Genomic DNA, 17,766 nt, shown 5'->3' with positions numbered 1-17,766 from the left:
AAATTAAATTGCCAAAGCAAAATCATTCATAAAAAAATAATATGTCTGCAGGTTTTTTATTTTCCATCGTAATTGCTTATTTCCTGTTACTGTTGGCGGTTGCCTGGAAAACCAGTAAAAACAGTAATAATGAATCCTTTTTTATTGGTAACAGAAGCAGCAACTGGATGCTGGTGGCATTTGGAATGATCGGCACTTCATTAAGCGGCGTAACCTTTGTAAGCGTGCCGGGGGCAGTGGGCGCCAGCCAGTTCGGTTATATGCAAATTGTTATTGGCTATATGATCGGTTATTTATCTATAGCTTTTATCTTATTGCCGCTTTACTATCGCCTGAAACTCACTTCTATTTATGGTTATCTTAAAACCCGTATGGGGATGCTTTCTTACAAAACCGGCGCCTGGTTCTTTATCATCAGCCGCCTGGTAGGGGCCACCGCCAGATTGTATCTCGTTGTAAATATCCTGCAGGCGACCATTCTGGATAGTTTTGGTATCCCGTTTTGGGTATCCACCCTTATCATCCTTTTTATGATCATTTTATATACTTTTGAAGGAGGTGTAAAAACGATTGTATGGACAGACACCCTGCAAACAACGGGTATGTTAGCCGGATTGATCATTTGTACCATTTACCTGTTGCAGCATATGAACCTGAACATTACCGAAAGCCTGGATGCTATGCGTAGTGCCAGCCTTTCCAAAATTTTCAATTCTGATGTCAACTCCAAGTCTTATTTTATCAAACAAATACTGGCTGGCGCCTTTATTACGCTCAGCATGACGGGCATTGACCAGGAAATGATGCAAAAAAGCATCTCGGTAAACAAGCTTAAAGACTCTCAAAAAAATATGGTATCCCTGGCGTTTATCATGGTGGTAGTAATCGGACTGTTCCTGTATTTAGGCGGTTTGCTGCATTTATTTGCTGCACAGGAAAATATTGCAGCTTCAGGAGATGCGCTGTTCCCAACCGTAGCGGTGCAGCATATGCCACCGGCCATTTCCGTTATTTTCATTGTAGCGTTGATATCGGCCCTTTTCCCCAGTGCAGATGGCGCTATGACCGCGCTTACCTCTTCCTTCTGCATTGACATTGCCGGCCTTAACAGGCGCTCCGATATGGATGACAAAGCCAAGAAAAGGTTCAGACAAACCGTTCACCTCATCGTAGCTGCTGCTTTTTTACTGTTGGTATTGATCTTTAAATGGATCGACAGTAAAAGTATGATCGATATTATCCTGCGCCTGGCGGGCTACACCTATGGTCCCTTACTGGGCTTATTTGCATTTGGTATTTTTGTAAAACGCAGACCCAACGACAAACTGGTGCCTTTTGTATGTTTTATCGCCCCTATCCTGTGTTTCCTCATCGATGAAAACCAGGAAGCCATTTTCGGCAATTTCAAAATAGGCCTGGAGCTGATCATACTAAATGCATTATTCACCTTCCTCGGCTTATTTATTATTTCTAAAAAAGTAAGCATAGCTGAACTGGAGCAGGATAGTGTGCATTAATAGCTGGCAAATGACCGACAACAGAGGGATATTGCATTACATTATCCGAAAATAACAGACCATGGACTTTGAACAGCTAAACCAGTTTGCAGATGCGTACAGTACTGCTGAAGATGCATTGCTGGCAGAAATCAATGATTTTACGCGAAAAAATCATACCGAACCTCATATGCTGAGCGGGCATCTGCAAGGTCAGCTACTGAAAATGATCAGCCGGATGATCCGACCAGGGCGGATTTTAGAAATAGGAACTTTTACCGGCTATAGCGCGCTTTGCCTGGCAGCCGGCTTACAGCCAGATGGTATACTACACACCATTGAATTCAGGGCGCCTACTGCAGCTATCGCCAAAGATTTTTTTGAAAAATCAGTTTACAGGGACAATATAAAGCTACATACGGGTAACGCATTGGAAATCATACCCCAATTAGAAGAAAACTGGGACCTGGTCTTTATTGACGCAGATAAACCCGGCTATATCAATTATTTTGAGCTGGTTTTTCCGCGTGTTAAAAAAAATGGTTTTATCTTAGCAGATAATATTTTTTTCCATGGCGAGGCATTGAAAGAAAATGCCAAAGGCAAAAGCGCCAAAGCTATTAAGGAGTTCAATCAGTTTATTAACCAAAGAACGGACATAGAAAAGGTGGTGCTGACCATCAGGGACGGGCTTTATTTAATACGAAAAACTTAGTTTAGTAATGATTAGAAAAATTTGCGGCACAGTTCTATTCCTGTGCTCCATCCTTTTTACCAAAGCACAAACAAACGAAACAACGCTTCAATATATTAAAACCTACTGTGGTATTGCTGTTACTGAAATGCAGCGTACAGGCGTACCGGCCGCTATAAAGCTGGCACAGGGTGTATTAGAAACCATGTCTGGCCAAAGCCCCCTGGTAATGAAGTCCAATAATCACTTTGGCATCAAATGCAAGCAAGGATACGATGGACCTTATGTTTTACATGATGACGACAGACCGCAGGAGCGTTTTATGAAATATGAAGACGCTGGCCAGTCTTACAAAGATCATTCTGACTTTTTAAAAGGCCGTTCCCGCTATGCCGGATTATTTGAACTGGATCCTACTGATTATGCCGGTTGGGCTCATGGCTTGAAAAAAGCAGGTTACGCCACCAATCCTAAATATCCCCAGCTATTAATTGGTATCATTGAAAGATATAACCTGGCTGAATACACACTAATGGGTTTAGGAAAAGCTGAATGGAATGAGGATGTGAAAACCTATATTGCAAAAATCAATGGAGAAGCCGTACCTACTCATGCTGTGACTGTAACCGTTGCTCCTGCTCAACCTGTAAAAAGTATTTATCCTGAAGGTGAATTCCTGATCAATAACACCAAAGTTGTGGTTTTAAATGCGGGCGCGTCACTTACTGAAGTTGCGGATAAATATAATATACCGGTAAACCGACTGCATGCCATGAACGACTTCGGCGTTATAGCAGAAAAAGTACAAAAAGCCACATTGGTGTTCCTGCAACTGAAAAGAACGGTTTGCGAGAAAGCCTATCATGAAGTGGTGGCTGGCGAAAACATATATGATATTGCGCAGGCAGAGGGTATACGTCTTGAATCGCTCCTGAAATTGAATAACCTGGGTAAGTATGATGCTCCTGCTGCCGGTACCCGCCTAAAACTGCGCGACGACTCTGCCTCTGTTGCTAAAAATTAATGGCTTTGATATGCATACCATAAAGGTTCACGATAAAACATTTACGACCTACTTAAGCGAAGAGCAGCTGCAAAGCCGCATCAAAGAGCTGGCTGATTATATCAATAAAGACTTTGAGGGAAAGAAGGTTGTTTTTATCGCCATACTGAATGGTTCGTTTATGTTTGCTGCCGATATATTCAAGCACCTGACAGTAGATAGCGAAGTGAGCTTTATTAAATTAGCCTCCTATAAAGGGCTGAACTCCACCGGCAGTGTCACTACCGCCATTGGACTTGACACTGACCTGCACAACAGGCATGTGGTTATATTGGAGGATATTATTGACACAGGCAAAACCCTGCATCACTTTCTCCCCCAGCTACAGCATCAACAGCCTGCATCCTTAAAAATTGTAACCCTTCTGCATAAAGCAGAGATGACGCAATACGAAGTGCCTATAGATTATACAGGATTTGTGATCCCCAATAAATTTGTGGTAGGTTATGGCCTCGACTATGACGGGCTGGGCCGAAATTATAAAGAGATCTACCAGCTGGCTGATTGATCGATCTTAAGCTTTGTGAAAGATATTCAGGATCATAATTGTAAATTGCAACATGAAGCGCAATTACCTGTTACTGTTTTTTATTTTAGTTTGTCTATCATTATTATCAGGCAATTTAACTGCCGGCGTATCGCTGGTAGGAAAAATCGGCATCAGTTTTTTCTATAAACAATTTTCTTTTTTTCAAAGCTGGTGGCAGTCCTCATTGGTTTGTCTTGGTTTAATGTTAGTAGTTGGTACTATATTATATTTTATAGACCGTTCTATAAGCGGGCGTAACAGAAAAATAGTATTGATTGCCTGTTTCCTTTTCTTCCTGATTGGTTTATACTTTACATTCAGAGATTTCAGAACAGATTTAGCACATCGCTGGTTGGGAGAACGCTTTCACGTAGGTGTTTATTTATACTGGATCGGATTCGGCATTATCAGCTTATTTTTTGCGCTCACTGAAAAGAAAGCAATAGCAGTTAGCGACACCGAAACGATTCTCTAAAACAAAAATGCGCGGCCGAAGCTGCGCATTTATATCTGTTAGTATTGGACGCTATTTTGTGGTTATAATGATAGCTCCCTCGCTGGCCCTGGAGCCGTAGTATTTTTTTGCGTCCTCGCCTTTTAGCACATCAATCGATTTCACATTCGCTCCATCCAGGTTCCTGATTTTCTTTGCAGAAACGGATTGCCCATTTAATACATAGTGAGCACTTGCCGGAGGGTTTGCCAGGATAGCGGAATGATCACTTGCCTGATTAGGCTTATTATATTCTACCACAGCTTGCGCTTTAAAACGACGGGTAGTAGGGTAACCGGTCACTGTAACAGCTTCCAGGTTTGACGAACGTTTTGCAGGCTGATCTTTTACACCCCCTGCTTCACCTTTCAACGATGAACCGGTAACTGCTTTGGCGCCGTACCCTACCACAGTAACTGCTTCCAGGTCACCGGTTCTCCCCGCCGGCCGTACCTGCACACCTGTCACTTTTCCTTTCAACGATTTGCTGGTAGCCGTTTTAGCACCATAACCAACAACTACTACGTCATCCACTCCTTTTACTTTATCGTCATTGATCTTCCTCATCTGGATCTCATCAGCATAAAACTGTGTGCCACCCTCTTTCAGTGTTATTTTATCAGAAAGGATCTCAGACTTGCCGTTACTCACCTTTACTTTTCCCGATTCAGAAGTGAGCACGAGGTCATCTGTCTTATTTTTTTTTGTGGTTACCAGCACTACCCCATGTTCAGCACCCGCTCCGTAAATGGCTTTTGCAGAGGCATCCTTTAAAATCGTAACGCTTTCTATATCGTTGGGGTCAACACTTTCCAGTGTTTTAGCAACCAGCGGGCGTCCGTCTACCACATACAAAGGGCTGACATCAGACTGTACTCCTCTTATTTTAATTACGGGCGATTTCACTGCACTTCCTTTAGTAGTGATCCTTATCACGCCGTTCTCAGCGCCTTCTCCAAACTGGGCCATTGCCGACGCATCTTTTAACACATCAATACTTTCAATATCATTAGGACTTATTACATTAAGATCATAATCCTCGTTTTTACGATCTCCATTCACTATAATCAATGGCTTCTTTCCGGGATTCGCTAAACTGATATGATTTCTGAGTTTTATAGCTGGAGGTTTATCTGTTACCTTAGTTGGTAGCGTGTCCTTCATAAACACAACATCTGCCTCATTACTATCGGCAAAGGCCATACTTTTCAGATCTGCCTGGCTGTTTTGAGCAGCGTCAATCGTTACTTGTTCCCGGTATGCTTTAATCTCCTTTCTAAAGCTTAGCAATAACACGGCAATTACCGGCAACAAAAACATGAATTTAATCAGCTGTACTTTAGCACTCTTAATAGTATTCATCATAGCAATGCGCTTTTTGAGTGATGAAAAATTAAAGTGATTGGTGAATGCAAATTGCCGGTTGCCCATCACCTTTAATAACAGGTACTGGTATTCCTTCCGGTCGAGCCCGCTTTGTAAAACTTTATTATCTGCTATAAATTCCAGGTTCTGTTTCACGTTATGACGCAGCAGCCATACGAAAGGATTAAACCAGTTCAACATACATAGCATTTCACACCACATAATATCGATGGTATGTCTTTGTTTTACATGCACAAATTCGTGGCGTATGATTTCCTCCAGGTCTTCGCCCGAATGCATTTCAGTATTAATAAATATGGCATTCCCGAAAGAAAAAGGTCTGATCGGTTCATCAAGCTGGTAGATCATGGTATCCTGACCCGATATCAATTGTGCTTTGGCTTTCATTTTTTTGAATGAATAAAACCGGATCAGGAATCTCACCAGCAATACCAGCGAGCCCAATATCAGTATTGCAACTGCCCAATCCCAATAAGTAAGTGTTTCAAAAAAATTACGTTCGCCGGGCGTGGCAAAGTTGATTGCCGGTATCCACTGCACCATCAGGTTTTGCTGTAAAGCCCGTTTTTCCAGTGAAGGCATAATATCTATCAAAGGAATTACGAAACTCAAAGCTGTATAACCCAACAGGTACCAGCGATTCCAGTTATAAAAGGTAAGCCCGCGCAGGAATAACTGGTAAAACAGGTACACCACAGCAAGGCAAATATTTAATTTGAGTATGTAAGCTATCAATAATGGCATAGCTAGTTATTTATTAACTTTCAAAAGAGAAACCTGTACATCTACTTTTTCCCACCTTCAATCATCTTCACAATTTCCTTCAACTCCTGGGCAGAAAGCTTTTTCTGGTCTACGAAAAAATTAACCAGCTCCTTATAAGAGTTGCTGAAGTAGTCTTTTACCACACTACCCATAAACTTTTTCTTGTACTCTTCCTCCGAAACCAGGGGCTTATATACATAGGTATTACCAAAAAGGCGTCCGGATATATACTCTTTTTTTTCCAGATTTTTAATAGTTGATGCTACTGTTGTGTAGGGACCGGGATTCGACATATGTTCCATATAACCTTTTACATGTCCCTCGCCTACTTTCCAAATAGCAATCATCAACTGTTCTTCCTGGGGTGTAAGCTTTATCATTTTATACGATTTAAATACTAAACTACGATAGTTTCGTAGATTTTCCAAAAAAATATCCCCGATGCATCCAAATACCTCCGGTTTGCATCAATGTAGTACCTTTATCAGCTTAAAAATCTTTTCTATTATGAAATACCTGGTTGTGTTAATGCTTTCAATAGCAACATTTTGTTCAGTTTCCGCACAGGAAACCCCTCTATACCTGAAACAGAGAACTCCACCTCCCTCAGTGTTACTGTTAACAGACAGTGTTACCAAATGGAACCTGAAAGCAAAATTGCAAAAGGACAAACCCTTGCTACTCATTTTCTTCAGCCCCGACTGCGACCATTGCCAACATGAAACAGAACAGATTATAAAGAACATACAAAAGTTTAAAGGCATACAGATAGTAATGGCTACTACCCAGCCTTTTAATGATATGAAAAATTTTGCCAACAAGTATAAACTGGCGAATTACGGTATTACGGTAGGCCGCGATATTGCTTATGTAATGCCTCCTTATTATGAAATGAAAAACCTGCCCTACCTGGCTTTTTACGATAAAAACAAGAAGCTGATCTCCACATTTGAAGGTGGACTGGGCATACCGGGCATTTTAAAAGCTTTCGGCAGATAAAAATAGATCTTATTCAAACTACAGCGGGTAAATAGTGCATTACCCGCTTTTTTTATGTTACCTATTCACTATTTACTTACTCACTATTCGCCTTCTCTCTCACGCATAATTCACTACTTTCAACTTATCAGCCTGTTTATCAAATCTACGCTTATCCAGCGCTTCGCAGCTAACAACCACATTCAGGGCATCGGCCTCGCCATAAATATTGGCAAATGAAGTATCGGCTGCGTCGTAACCATGGGCTATCTTAATTAAACCATGTTGCGGCACCATGCGGGTAGCATCGAACAATATCCACCGGCCATCGATATAAGCCTCAAAGCAGGCATGAAAATCCGGTGGATTTAATTGATAGGCATAGCAGGCAAAATACCGGGCCGGTATTGAGATGGCCCTGCACAAAGCAATACCCAGGTGCGCAAAATCACGGCATACACCTTCCCGTTGCGTAATCGTTTCAATAGACGAAGTACTTGCATTGGTGCTCCCGCCTACATAGTGTACATGCTTGTATATCCAGTTGCTGATGGCCTGCACTTTTCCATATGTTGTTTTGATGCTGCCAAATTCCATTTCCGCAAATTTGTACAACCTATCTGTCTGGCAATAGCGGCTCGGAAACAGGTAAGATATAGCATCCGGTGAAATTTTGCTCAAATGCAGGTTTCCTTCTTTTAAACGCACCGGCTTCAGTTTCAGCTCCGCCGTTGCTGTATAAGTGATTTCAAAAAAATCTGTTTTGGGTACCTGCACACGTAAAAACCTCGCCTTCCTGATACCCAGGTCAAAAGACTCCAGCTTTAGTTTGGCAGGAGTAGTAATGATCTGCTCCTCTGTAACTGTCTGAGACTCCGTTTGAGCGGCCTGGATATTGAAGAAAAAAGTCGTATCTGCTTTTACCCGATACGACAACCCGCTTGAAATCTTAAACTTCATACAGTATATTATTATTGGGCCCCGCCGGGGCGTTTATATTTTGTTTAGAGCATTAGGCCCCCTGCATCTCACTATTCGTGCAGTTCCAGGTTCAATGAGTTAGCAATACAGAAGGCTCGTTCATTCGCAAAATGATGTCCTTTCCTATCATACCCGGCCGTCTCCTGTTTTTTGTTGTTCGAAAGCCTTGTCCATCCAGGCATCCGGTACTTCATCAAGCGCTTCGTGTAATTTTTGAGCCCATGCATCGGCTACAGGCTTCAGCTCATCATATTCGTACCGGTTCTCTATAATATTGAATTGATCTTTTTCGTAGATGACCACATCTATTGGAAAATCGACATCATTAGAACTAACCCTCGTAGAATCAAAAGATAAAAAACCAGCTTTCAGCGCCTGCTTAATGGTAGTTTGCTCATCCAGCACCCGGTTTAAAATAGCTTTACCCTGGCCGCTGTTACCAATAATAGCATATTGCGAGCCCATCGCCATTTCTATCCAGTTCCCTTCACTATAGAGTAGAAAAAGCTTGTGCTCTTTATCATCCTTTAACTGCCCGCCAACAATAGCATTCAGGTTAAATTTATAACCTGAAGCAGCTAACTCGGCCTCGTCTTCCCTCGCCACTCTTTTGATCTGTTCACCAAAAGCATTCACAGCCTCGAATAATTTATGATATGGAATACCATCAGCCACCAGCTCCTGGAAATACGTAATGGCTTTATCCCTTACCGATCTTAACCCGCTGGTCATGATAAAAAGGGAACTACTACCGTCTTCATGAACCGATACTTTTTTCCGGGTAGTAACATTGGTGCCCGCAGATATGCGTGTATCGGAAATGCCTACCAATCCATCTTTTAATTTAATTCCCAAGCAATAAGTCATAGCCTTCTCTAAAAAAGGTTAAAAGTACTGATTTTTACGGGGTGTTTATAATGTTACCGCTATACAGCTTCCTCTGCTGCATTATTCGACTGCAGGTTACACCCCCTCTAAAGTATTTTTACTATTTTAATAGAGACCCGGCCGTTTTTTAAGCCGGCCAGGTCTAAGTTGTTACAGTCTTTTACACCTGCTTCAATTTCCATCTACCTCTCTTAAATAAAATAAAAGAAACAATAGTAATGGCCGTTTCAGCAACGGGAATGGCAATAAACACGCCTGTAGCTCCTAACTCAAAATGCCTGGCCAGCAAATAGGCTACCGGGATCTGGAACAGCCAGAAGCCAAAAAAATTAACTTTTGTAGGAGTCCATGTGTCCCCAGATCCATTAAATGCATTGATCATCACCATACCCACTCCATAGAAAATAAATCCGCTGGCCATAATATACATGGCATTCTTTGCTACCCGGCGTACATTTTCCACCTCACTGAAAAAACCCACCAGCCAGTCTCCCAGTAAAAAGAAGATCAATGATACCGTTAGCATAAAAATGACATTATACTTTACCGTTCGCATTACGCTTTGTTCAGCTCTATCCGGTGCACCTGCGCCAAGGTTTTGTCCCACCAGGGTAGATGCAGCTCCACTCAACCCCCAGGCAGGCAGCATAAAGAACATCATTAAACGCAGCGCTGTCTGGTAACCGGCACTTCCGTCTTCGCCTCCTGTTACAGCTACCAATCTTGCTAAAACAATCCAACTACAGGACGCTATGACAAACTGAAAAATGCCCGGTGTTGCGATCTTAACTAATGACCGGATAATTTCCATATCGATTTTAAAATGCCTGGCCGCTAAACGCATCAGCCCTTTGCCCCAAAACAGGTGATAGCATTGATATAGCACGCCTATACTTCTACCTGTTGCAGTAGCTACTGCTGCGCCGGTCAAACCCATGGCAGGTATGGGGCCTAGTCCATTAATTAAAACCGGGCATAAGATCACATTGCAAATATTGGCAACCCATAAACTCTTCATCGCAATAGCTGCATTGCCCGCGCCCCTGAAAATACCATTGATCAGGAATAAAAGCATGATAGCAATACTGCTGCCCATCATTATTTTAGTGAACATCTTCCCGTGTTCAGCGGCTTGCTCCGTTGCGCCCATAGCCATCAAAATATCTTTAGCATATACGATTCCGGCCACGCTCAAGACAATATTGACCAAAAAAGCAACAATTAAAACCTGGGCAGCGCTATGCGCCGCTCCTTCCGAGTTTTTTTCGCCTATCCGCCGGGCTACAATAGCCGTGGCTGCCATGCTCATGCCAATGGCAACCGAATAGATAACGGTTAATACAGACTCGGTTAACCCCACCGTTTGAATGGCGATACTGCTTTCCTTTAAATGGCCTACAAAATACAGGTCCACCAGCGCAAAAACAGATTCCATCATCATTTCGAGCATCATCGGAATAGCCAGCATCATTACAGCCTTGCGGATGCTTACCGTTGTATAGTCAATTTCTTTTCCCTGCAAAGCCTCTTTCAGAAGCCGCAGCAACAGAGTTGCTTTACCAGCACTCTTATCTATAGTCGTCATTTGAAAAAATTATGAATGAAAGTAATACCGTAATGAAATAGTTCTTCAATACAGTTTAAATAAATAAAATAGGACCGGATGTACTAACGGGTGCGTACGAGGATTCCGGCAATGATCACTTTCATAATTCGAATTTTTGTGCCGCAAAGATATGAATGAAAATTAAAGTTCTAAAAAAATAAAGTTACCGGATGAAAACCCGTGCCGGCGGGCAATAAAAAAAGCTGCCTCAATTGATTGAGACAGCTTCCTATTTAAAAATGCTATTTATAGTTTACTTAACCTCTTCGTAAGGCACATCGGTCACATCATCGGTAGCCCCATTTCCAGCCTGGCCACCCTGCTGCCCCGGATCAGCCTGCGCCTGAGCACCAGCTTCAGGACCTGCCTGACCAGATTTATAAAGATCTTCGCTTGCCGCAGTCCATGCATTGTTCAGTTCCGTCATCGCAGCATCAATTCCGGCAATATCCTGCTGCTTGTGCGCTTCTTTTAATTTTTCTGCAGCGCTTTCTATAACTGTTTTTTTGTCGGCGGGAACTTTATCCCCATACTCTTTCAGTTGCTTTTCAGTCTGGAAGATCAGACTATCGGCCTGGTTCAGTTTATCGATCTTTTCTCTTTCGGCTTTATCAGTAGCTTCATTGGCTTTTGCTTCAGCCTTCATTTTTTCTACTTCTTCCTTGCTTAAACCACTACCTGCTTCGATATGTATTTTTTGTTCTTTACCGGTTCCTTTATCTTTTGCAGTAACGTGCATGATACCATTAGCATCTATATCAAACATCACTTCAATCTGGGGAACACCACGAGGAGCCGGCGGAATACCATCGAGGTTAAACATACCCAGGCTCTTGTTATCCTTTGCCATTGAACGCTCACCCTGAACTACATGAATTTGTACACCCGGCTGGTTATCTGACGCAGTGGAGAATACTTCAGACTTCTTAGTAGGAATAGTAGTATTGGCAGGAATTAATGTAGTCATTACGCCACCCAGGGTTTCAATACCTACCGAAAGCGGTGTAACATCTAATAATAAAACATCTTTTACCTCACCGGTTAAAACTGCTCCCTGGATAGCTGCACCAATAGCAACCACCTCGTCAGGGTTTACACCCCTGTTTGGTTTTTTACCAAAGAATTTTTCTACAATTTCCTGTACTTTAGGAATACGGGTACTACCACCCACCAGGATCACCTCTTCAATTTCGCTGGCACTCATACCTGCGTCTTTCAAAGCTGCTTCACATGGTTTCAAACAACGGGCGAATAAATCATCAGCCAACTGCTCAAATTTAGCACGGCTCAGTTTCTTCACCAGGTGCTTAGGTACACCGTCTACTGCAGTAATATAAGGCAGGTTTATTTCAGTTTCAGAAGAACTGGAAAGCTCTATTTTAGCTTTTTCAGCCGCTTCTTTTAAGCGCTGTAAGGCCATAGGATCTTTGCGCAGGTCTATCGCCTCCTCTGCTTTAAACTCATCTGCGAGCCAGTCCATAATCACTTTATCAAAATCATCACCACCTAAGTGGGTATCACCGTTGGTTGATTTTACTTCGAAAACGCCGTCACCCAGTTCCAGTACAGAGATATCAAAAGTACCACCACCTAAATCAAATACAGCAATTTTATGATCTTTACCACCTTTATCCAACCCGTAAGCCAAGGCCGCCGCTGTAGGTTCATTTACAATACGACGAACATTCAAACCTGCGATTTCACCGGCTTCTTTGGTTGCCTGGCGCTGTGCATCGTTAAAATAAGCCGGAACGGTGATCACCGCTTCAGTTACTTCCTGTCCCAGGTAATCTTCAGCAGTTTTTTTCATTTTCTGCAAAGTCATTGCAGAAATTTCCTGCGGTGTATATAAACGGCCGTCAATATCAATTCTTACTGTGTTATTATCTCCTTTAGCTACTTTATAGCTCCAATGGCTGATCTCTTCGCCCACTTCATCATACCTGCGCCCCATAAAACGCTTCACTGACATAATGGTATTTTGCGGATTCGTAATAGCCTGACGTTTTGCAGGATCTCCCACTTTACGTTCCCCGTTTTTCAGGAAAGCTACTACCGATGGTGTGGTACGACGCCCCTCATCATTTGCAATTACCACCGGCTCGTTACCTTCCATTACCGCAACGCAACTATTGGTGGTTCCCAAATCGATTCCAATAATTTTACCCATAATATTTATGTTTTTCTTGTTTTTTAGAATTTCTGCCGTTTTCTGCGGCTACTTCTCATTTTCAATGATTGTGCCGAAGCCAAAAACATGCAAAAATGACAGATTACTTCGCCGTGATGTCGGCTTTTTAAAAAATATTTTTTTTAGCGCTGCTGTTGCGTTTGGGGCCTCGTCAACGTTATCTCATTAAATCAGCTGGTTACCGATTTTTAATCCCCCTATTTTAAAACAAGAACTTTTGAAGATGAATTATAATTTTTTACACTTTAGCCCCCGAAGCTTAGCAGCAGTTGCTTTTGCTGCACTGGCGTTGGTTTCCTGCAAGAAATCAAACTCAGATGCCAATTATGACGGTATTGTTCCGGCCAGCGTTGGTGTGGTTCACGCCTCTGCAGGTGTACCCGCCCTGGATATTGCATTCGATAACAGCAGATTAGGCGTAACAACTTTTAATTACACGGACCGCGTGGATTACCTTCCTGTGAAGCCGGGTAACCGTAACTTCCGGGTCTATGGCGCCTGGACATCGACTGCAACTCCTATTTTTTCGAAAAACCTGGTTTTTGAAGCGCCTAAATCTTACACTGTATTTATTACGGATACCGCTTCTAAAATGGATGCTGTGTTAATCCGTGACAGCACCAGAGCTGCCGATCAGGATTCAGTTCGCATACGCTTTGCGAACATGACCCCCGACGCACCGGCTTTAGATTTGTATGTAAAAGATAATCCGGTACCAATTGCTACCAACATAAGATACAAGAATGCAGGGCAATTTTTTAGTCATAAAATTGCCTCTAATATCCAATTTGAGTTAAGAGCTACCGGACAAAATACACTGCTTGCTACTTCAGAGCCAATCACATTGTCGAAAGTAAATTCAAATTTTTATACAATATGGAGTGGCGGATATATCAGCGGAAGCCAGGCAGCAGGAACCCGGATTGCAGTAGACTGGTTTGCTCATTAGTGTATAGCAACTTATTAATTGATCCGTACCTTTAAAAAATAAATCAGCCCAATCCTGCTACAACCAGGACAGGCTGATTTTTTAGGATAAACAAATTGAACGAAAATATTATATTGTTGGACAATATATTATTAGGTGTTGAACCACCGGTTCAAGGCTCCTTAACCCAAAGGGGTAATATTGGTTTAGAAGCAAGTAAGCTGGTAAAAAAACAGACATTGGCGATAAGCGGGGATGAACTGGAAGATTTATTAAAAGGGTGCCAAAACAACACAGAGCATCAGAAAGAGGCGCTTTATAAGGGCTTTTATGGCTACCTGAAAGGCGTGGTGATCCGTTATGTCAGTGACTACCACTTTGCAGAAGAATTAGTAAATGATAGTTTTATAAAGATATTCAACAATATTTCATCTTTTAATGCAATAGGACAAAGTGGCGATATCACCATTTCCTTCAAGGCCTGGATTGCCAAAATTGCCTCCCGCACTGCTATTGACTTTTTAAGAAAAAAGAAAATAGATTTCGGTAAAGATGATATTGCTGACATGCCCATTGCCCCCATTGCAGAAATGCAGGTGCAAAGCACGGAGGCTAAGGATATATTAAAATTATTGAATGAATTGCCGAAAACACAACAGGCAATTTTCAACTTATATGAAATAGAAGGCTTTTCACACCAGGAGATCTCCGGGCTACTGGCCATTCCTGAAAATGTAAGCCGTTCTTACCTGTCGAGGGCTAAAAACAAACTAAAAGCCCTGTACAGTGAAAACTTTAAAGCATGACAGAGTCGAACGACGATATTTTTAATCACATCAAAAGCGTGATGCGCCATCACGAGGAGGCTTATGACGAGGGAGCCTGGGAACGCTTCAAGGTGGTATCTGCCCCTGCGCCTGTTAAAAAGGGCGTCATCCCTATTTGGAAACGGGTGATGGCTGCTGCGGCAGTGGTCACTACCATTTTTCTGCTGGCCCGTGTTTTTGATGCATCCACTCCGGTTAGTGATCCTTCGTCACCAATGGTTGGAGAGGCTTCGACACCTGTCGACTCTCCGGTTAACAATATAGCCCAGGCCTCGCCTGAAATTCAATCAGAGAGCCCGGCTGTACGAGCAGAGGGTTTGAATGAGCTGACAGATGGCCATAACAATAACCTGACGGCAATTCATCAAAATAATGTAGCCTCGGCATTGACCAACTATAAGCCGGGTATCAGGTCGGCCAAGGTAAACTTCAAACCGGGTATTATCCAGGGGCTTGGAGCGCCAACCCATATTACAGCACCTCCGTCCTCGTTAATTTCTCCCCGGCAAAATATAAATACAGCAGCCGTATCCGACACTAAAAAATCAGAGATAGATTTTTGGAAAACCCGTGTGGAAACCGATGTTCCCAAGGTAGCAAATACACCAAAGGTTTACCAGGAAGAAGAAAAATATATAGTAGCGGCCAGACCTCAGGCAACAAACAAATCAGATAAAGAAAAGAACAGGAAATGGCAGCCCAGCCTTTACGTGTCGCCATTATTCGGAGACCTGGGTATCGATATGGGATATGGAGTATCTGTTGGCTATGCTATTAATGATAAAATAAAAATCAGTTCGGGTGTGGCCTATAATAAATTGTCAGCCTCCCGGAACTACAGTGCGGGGCCTTTAGGCAATATGATAGCTTCTGCACCCACAGTAGTAAATGGCGCCCAGGGAGTCGCAGAGGCTGCAAAGCCTGGCAGTGCGCTGGATTCAAAAGCCGCGCTAACATCGGCCTATAATGTAGTAGCGGGGCAACAAACCAATTCACTTCAGCAGGTGGATGGCTTTTTAACGGGTATCGATATTCCGGTTGAGATCAATTACAATATCAGTAAGAAGCTATACGCCTCAGCCGGTGTATCAGGACTTGTTGTTATTAACGATAACAAGAAGTATACTTATGTTGACAACCGCAATGTAAAAGTATCAGTAGAAACCAACAGAGGTGCGCTCAAGGAAGACAAGTCTGTTCTTTTTACCGAACAAAACACAACCACCCAATCTATGCAAACACCAACAGAAAATACTCCTTTTCTCGGTTTCTACAATATCTCGATGGGATACCGTCAAAAAATATCGGGAAGAACCGGGGTGGCATTGGAGCCCTTCCTGAAAGTTCCGATGAGGAATGTAACACAGGAAAACCTGAAATATATTGGAACGGGTATCCGGTTGAAAGTAGATCTTTAAATGACGTCCTTATGATGATCAGACCTGCCCTCAGCCAGCAGGTCTTTTTTATTAAAAAAAGTTAGCAATTATTTAAAATGTATTTTGCTATTTGAGACCACACCCCTAATTTTGCGCCCGGAGAGATGGCAGAGTGGTCGAATGCGGCGGTCTTGAAAACCGTTGACTGTAACAGGTCCGGGGGTTCGAATCCCTCTCTCTCCGCTGGCAATGCAAGTTATTCACTTTGAATGGCTTGCATTGTATCATTTTAGGAGCTTCTTGTATCATTTTTAAAATTTTTAGAAATGAATACAAGAGAAAAAAAATTTTTTGTACCAGAAATTAAGACCTATGACTACGACCTCTCCCAGCGCTGGAGAGTTGAATGGTACGAACCTTACAAGAATGGACTAGTAAGTAAAAGAATTGTCAAGTACGGGAATATTAATCAAGCAGCTCATCTCCTTCAATTGTTGGTTTCTGCAATTGTTTTTCCCGGAGCAGTTCCGTGATCATATCGAATCGCTGCATCACACGCTGCATCCAATTGATGAATTCCAGTTTATCTATGTCCATATCCGGTCGTTTTGTTTAAGTGCCAATGGCAACACAAAACTGCATCCGTTGGACCGGCAAAAAGCACAACCTAACCCACATGTGGGTTTATGAAATTTGTTCTATGGAATTAATTAAATGACAACCAGGAATTCGTGTGTATCCCCATATCTGCTTAGGGAACGGGAGTTTTTAAATGATCGGAAATTATTTATAATGCCCATCAGAGCATCTATTAAATTCGAGTTGCGTTTTTTCTGTAATCCCACCCCATAATGGGATTTTGACATTCGCGACTTAATATAGTTTGTAATTTTCAGGTTAAGGGGAAGGAAAGAATATTATAGCATTAACTCAGATCTTATACTGCGCTTAAGCCTTTAGAAGAATAAAGAAAAAGATATCTTTCCAATCAACAGAAGTTAAAAAGGGTTAATTATTTAACAAAACTTTGGCTTTTCGTATTCATTTGTTATCCTTTTCGCTTTATACATTTGAAAATATTGAATTTATAAAATTTGAAATTGGTAACCGAAATGAACAATGCAAATTGCTACCTAAACATCGAATTACCCTTATCTAATGCTTGTACTTTCAATTACGTGGTTTAGCATTTGCACACCAAAGCAAAGTAGCATTTTCCTTTGTGCTTAAAACCAGGACGCTGAACAAACTACCCAAGGCGAAAGACAGGGTGGACAAAACACTAAAAACATAACAAATGAAAAAGATTGACATGGCTCAAATGGAGCGAATTGAAGGCGGTAAAAGTATTGATGGCCAAGGCACAATGGATTGCATTAACGATGCGTATGACAATCACGGATGGGTTTCTGTATGGTTGTATATTCAAACAATTGCAATTCCAGTTACAGGGCTTGCTATTGCTACGAATTGCATGGCGAAAAATGTTCATTAAGTAATTTAAACAGGCATGAATAGTGCCTGTTATTCCCCTCATCCCTAAATCACTTTTATTATGAAAC

17 protein-coding genes and 1 tRNA gene are annotated in these 17,766 nt (G+C 42.1%); 11 read left to right on the top strand and 7 right to left on the bottom strand.

Annotation, left to right across the window (positions count from 1 at the left end; genetic code table 11):
* The first annotated feature begins 41 nt into the window (after positions 1-41).
* The 5 genes from U0035_RS20835 (at position 42) to U0035_RS20815 (ending at position 4,257) form a co-directional block, all read left to right on the top strand.
* Complete coding sequence (locus U0035_RS20835; protein WP_114790864.1) at positions 42-1,517, top strand: sodium:solute symporter; 1,476 nt, start codon at positions 42-44, stop codon at positions 1,515-1,517.
* Between the two features lie 61 nt (positions 1,518-1,578).
* On the top strand, positions 1,579-2,211 hold the full coding sequence (locus tag U0035_RS20830; RefSeq protein ID WP_114790863.1) for an O-methyltransferase: 633 nt from the start codon (positions 1,579-1,581) through the stop codon (positions 2,209-2,211).
* A gap of 7 nt (positions 2,212-2,218) precedes the next feature.
* Entirely contained in the window at positions 2,219-3,214 is a 996-nt protein-coding gene (locus U0035_RS20825) for a glucosaminidase domain-containing protein (RefSeq protein ID WP_114790862.1), read from the top strand.
* Positions 3,215-3,224: 10 nt separating this feature from the next.
* Entirely contained in the window at positions 3,225-3,761 is a 537-nt protein-coding gene (hpt, locus tag U0035_RS20820; protein ID WP_114790861.1) for a hypoxanthine phosphoribosyltransferase, read from the top strand.
* 52 nt (positions 3,762-3,813) lie between these two features.
* Entirely contained in the window at positions 3,814-4,257 is a 444-nt protein-coding gene (locus U0035_RS20815) for a cytochrome d ubiquinol oxidase subunit II (RefSeq protein ID WP_114790860.1), read from the top strand.
* Between the two features lie 51 nt (positions 4,258-4,308).
* Here the strand turns inward: U0035_RS20815 and U0035_RS20810 are convergent, their stop codons facing one another.
* Both U0035_RS20810 and U0035_RS20805 read right to left on the bottom strand, forming a co-directional pair.
* A complete protein-coding gene (locus U0035_RS20810; protein WP_114790859.1) occupies positions 4,309-6,405 on the bottom strand; it encodes a M56 family metallopeptidase in 2,097 nt (698 codons plus the stop codon).
* A gap of 41 nt (positions 6,406-6,446) precedes the next feature.
* Positions 6,447-6,806: a BlaI/MecI/CopY family transcriptional regulator gene (locus U0035_RS20805; protein ID WP_114790858.1), complete on the bottom strand. Its 360-nt coding sequence runs from the start codon at positions 6,804-6,806 to the stop codon at positions 6,447-6,449.
* A 127-nt stretch (positions 6,807-6,933) separates the two neighbouring features.
* On the opposite strand from U0035_RS20805, the gene U0035_RS20800 reads away from it, so the two are divergent.
* Positions 6,934-7,425: a TlpA family protein disulfide reductase gene (locus U0035_RS20800; RefSeq protein ID WP_114790982.1), complete on the top strand. Its 492-nt coding sequence runs from the start codon at positions 6,934-6,936 to the stop codon at positions 7,423-7,425.
* Between the two features lie 99 nt (positions 7,426-7,524).
* Here U0035_RS20800 and U0035_RS20795 read toward each other — a convergent pair whose 3' ends face one another.
* From U0035_RS20795 to dnaK, 4 genes are all read right to left on the bottom strand, one after another.
* Positions 7,525-8,364: a transglutaminase-like domain-containing protein gene (locus U0035_RS20795; RefSeq protein WP_114790857.1), complete on the bottom strand. Its 840-nt coding sequence runs from the start codon at positions 8,362-8,364 to the stop codon at positions 7,525-7,527.
* 147 nt (positions 8,365-8,511) lie between these two features.
* Positions 8,512-9,252, bottom strand: a complete 741-nt coding sequence (locus U0035_RS20790; protein ID WP_114790856.1) for a proteasome-type protease — start codon at positions 9,250-9,252, stop codon at positions 8,512-8,514.
* A gap of 181 nt (positions 9,253-9,433) precedes the next feature.
* Positions 9,434-10,858 carry an MATE family efflux transporter gene (locus U0035_RS20785; RefSeq protein WP_114790855.1) on the bottom strand — a complete coding sequence of 475 codons (1,425 nt, stop codon included), beginning with the start codon at positions 10,856-10,858 and terminating at the stop codon, positions 9,434-9,436.
* Between the two features lie 274 nt (positions 10,859-11,132).
* Positions 11,133-13,049 carry a molecular chaperone DnaK gene (dnaK, locus tag U0035_RS20780; RefSeq protein WP_114790854.1) on the bottom strand — a complete coding sequence of 639 codons (1,917 nt, stop codon included), beginning with the start codon at positions 13,047-13,049 and terminating at the stop codon, positions 11,133-11,135.
* Positions 13,050-13,293: 244 nt separating this feature from the next.
* Here dnaK and U0035_RS20775 point away from each other — a divergent pair, with 244 nt between their 5' ends.
* The 4 genes from U0035_RS20775 to U0035_RS20760 all read left to right on the top strand — a co-directional run bounded on the left by U0035_RS20775 (position 13,294) and on the right by U0035_RS20760 (position 16,447).
* Positions 13,294-14,019: a DUF4397 domain-containing protein gene (locus tag U0035_RS20775; protein ID WP_114790853.1), complete on the top strand. Its 726-nt coding sequence runs from the start codon at positions 13,294-13,296 to the stop codon at positions 14,017-14,019.
* Positions 14,020-14,135: 116 nt separating this feature from the next.
* Positions 14,136-14,804: an RNA polymerase sigma factor gene (locus tag U0035_RS20770; protein ID WP_245957713.1), complete on the top strand. Its 669-nt coding sequence runs from the start codon at positions 14,136-14,138 to the stop codon at positions 14,802-14,804.
* Entirely contained in the window at positions 14,801-16,243 is a 1,443-nt protein-coding gene (locus U0035_RS20765) for a hypothetical protein (RefSeq protein WP_114790852.1), read from the top strand. Before U0035_RS20770 ends, U0035_RS20765 begins: the two co-directional genes overlap by 4 nt.
* 119 nt (positions 16,244-16,362) lie before the next feature.
* Positions 16,363-16,447: transfer RNA gene (locus U0035_RS20760), tRNA-Ser, on the top strand.
* Between the two features lie 222 nt (positions 16,448-16,669).
* On the opposite strand, the gene U0035_RS20755 is transcribed toward U0035_RS20760, so the two are convergent.
* Positions 16,670-16,801: a hypothetical protein gene (locus U0035_RS20755; RefSeq protein WP_262510872.1), complete on the bottom strand. Its 132-nt coding sequence runs from the start codon at positions 16,799-16,801 to the stop codon at positions 16,670-16,672.
* A gap of 700 nt (positions 16,802-17,501) precedes the next feature.
* Between U0035_RS20755 and U0035_RS20750 the strand changes: the two genes are divergently transcribed.
* Complete coding sequence (locus U0035_RS20750) at positions 17,502-17,699, top strand: hypothetical protein (RefSeq protein WP_114790851.1); 198 nt, start codon at positions 17,502-17,504, stop codon at positions 17,697-17,699.
* Positions 17,700-17,766 lie beyond the last annotated feature (67 nt).

This window comes from Niabella yanshanensis, from assembly GCF_034424215.1.
GTDB lineage: Bacteria > Bacteroidota > Bacteroidia > Chitinophagales > Chitinophagaceae > Niabella > Niabella yanshanensis.
The sequence above is the reverse complement of the archived record's forward strand: the minus strand, read 5'-3'. Positions and strand labels throughout refer to the sequence as shown.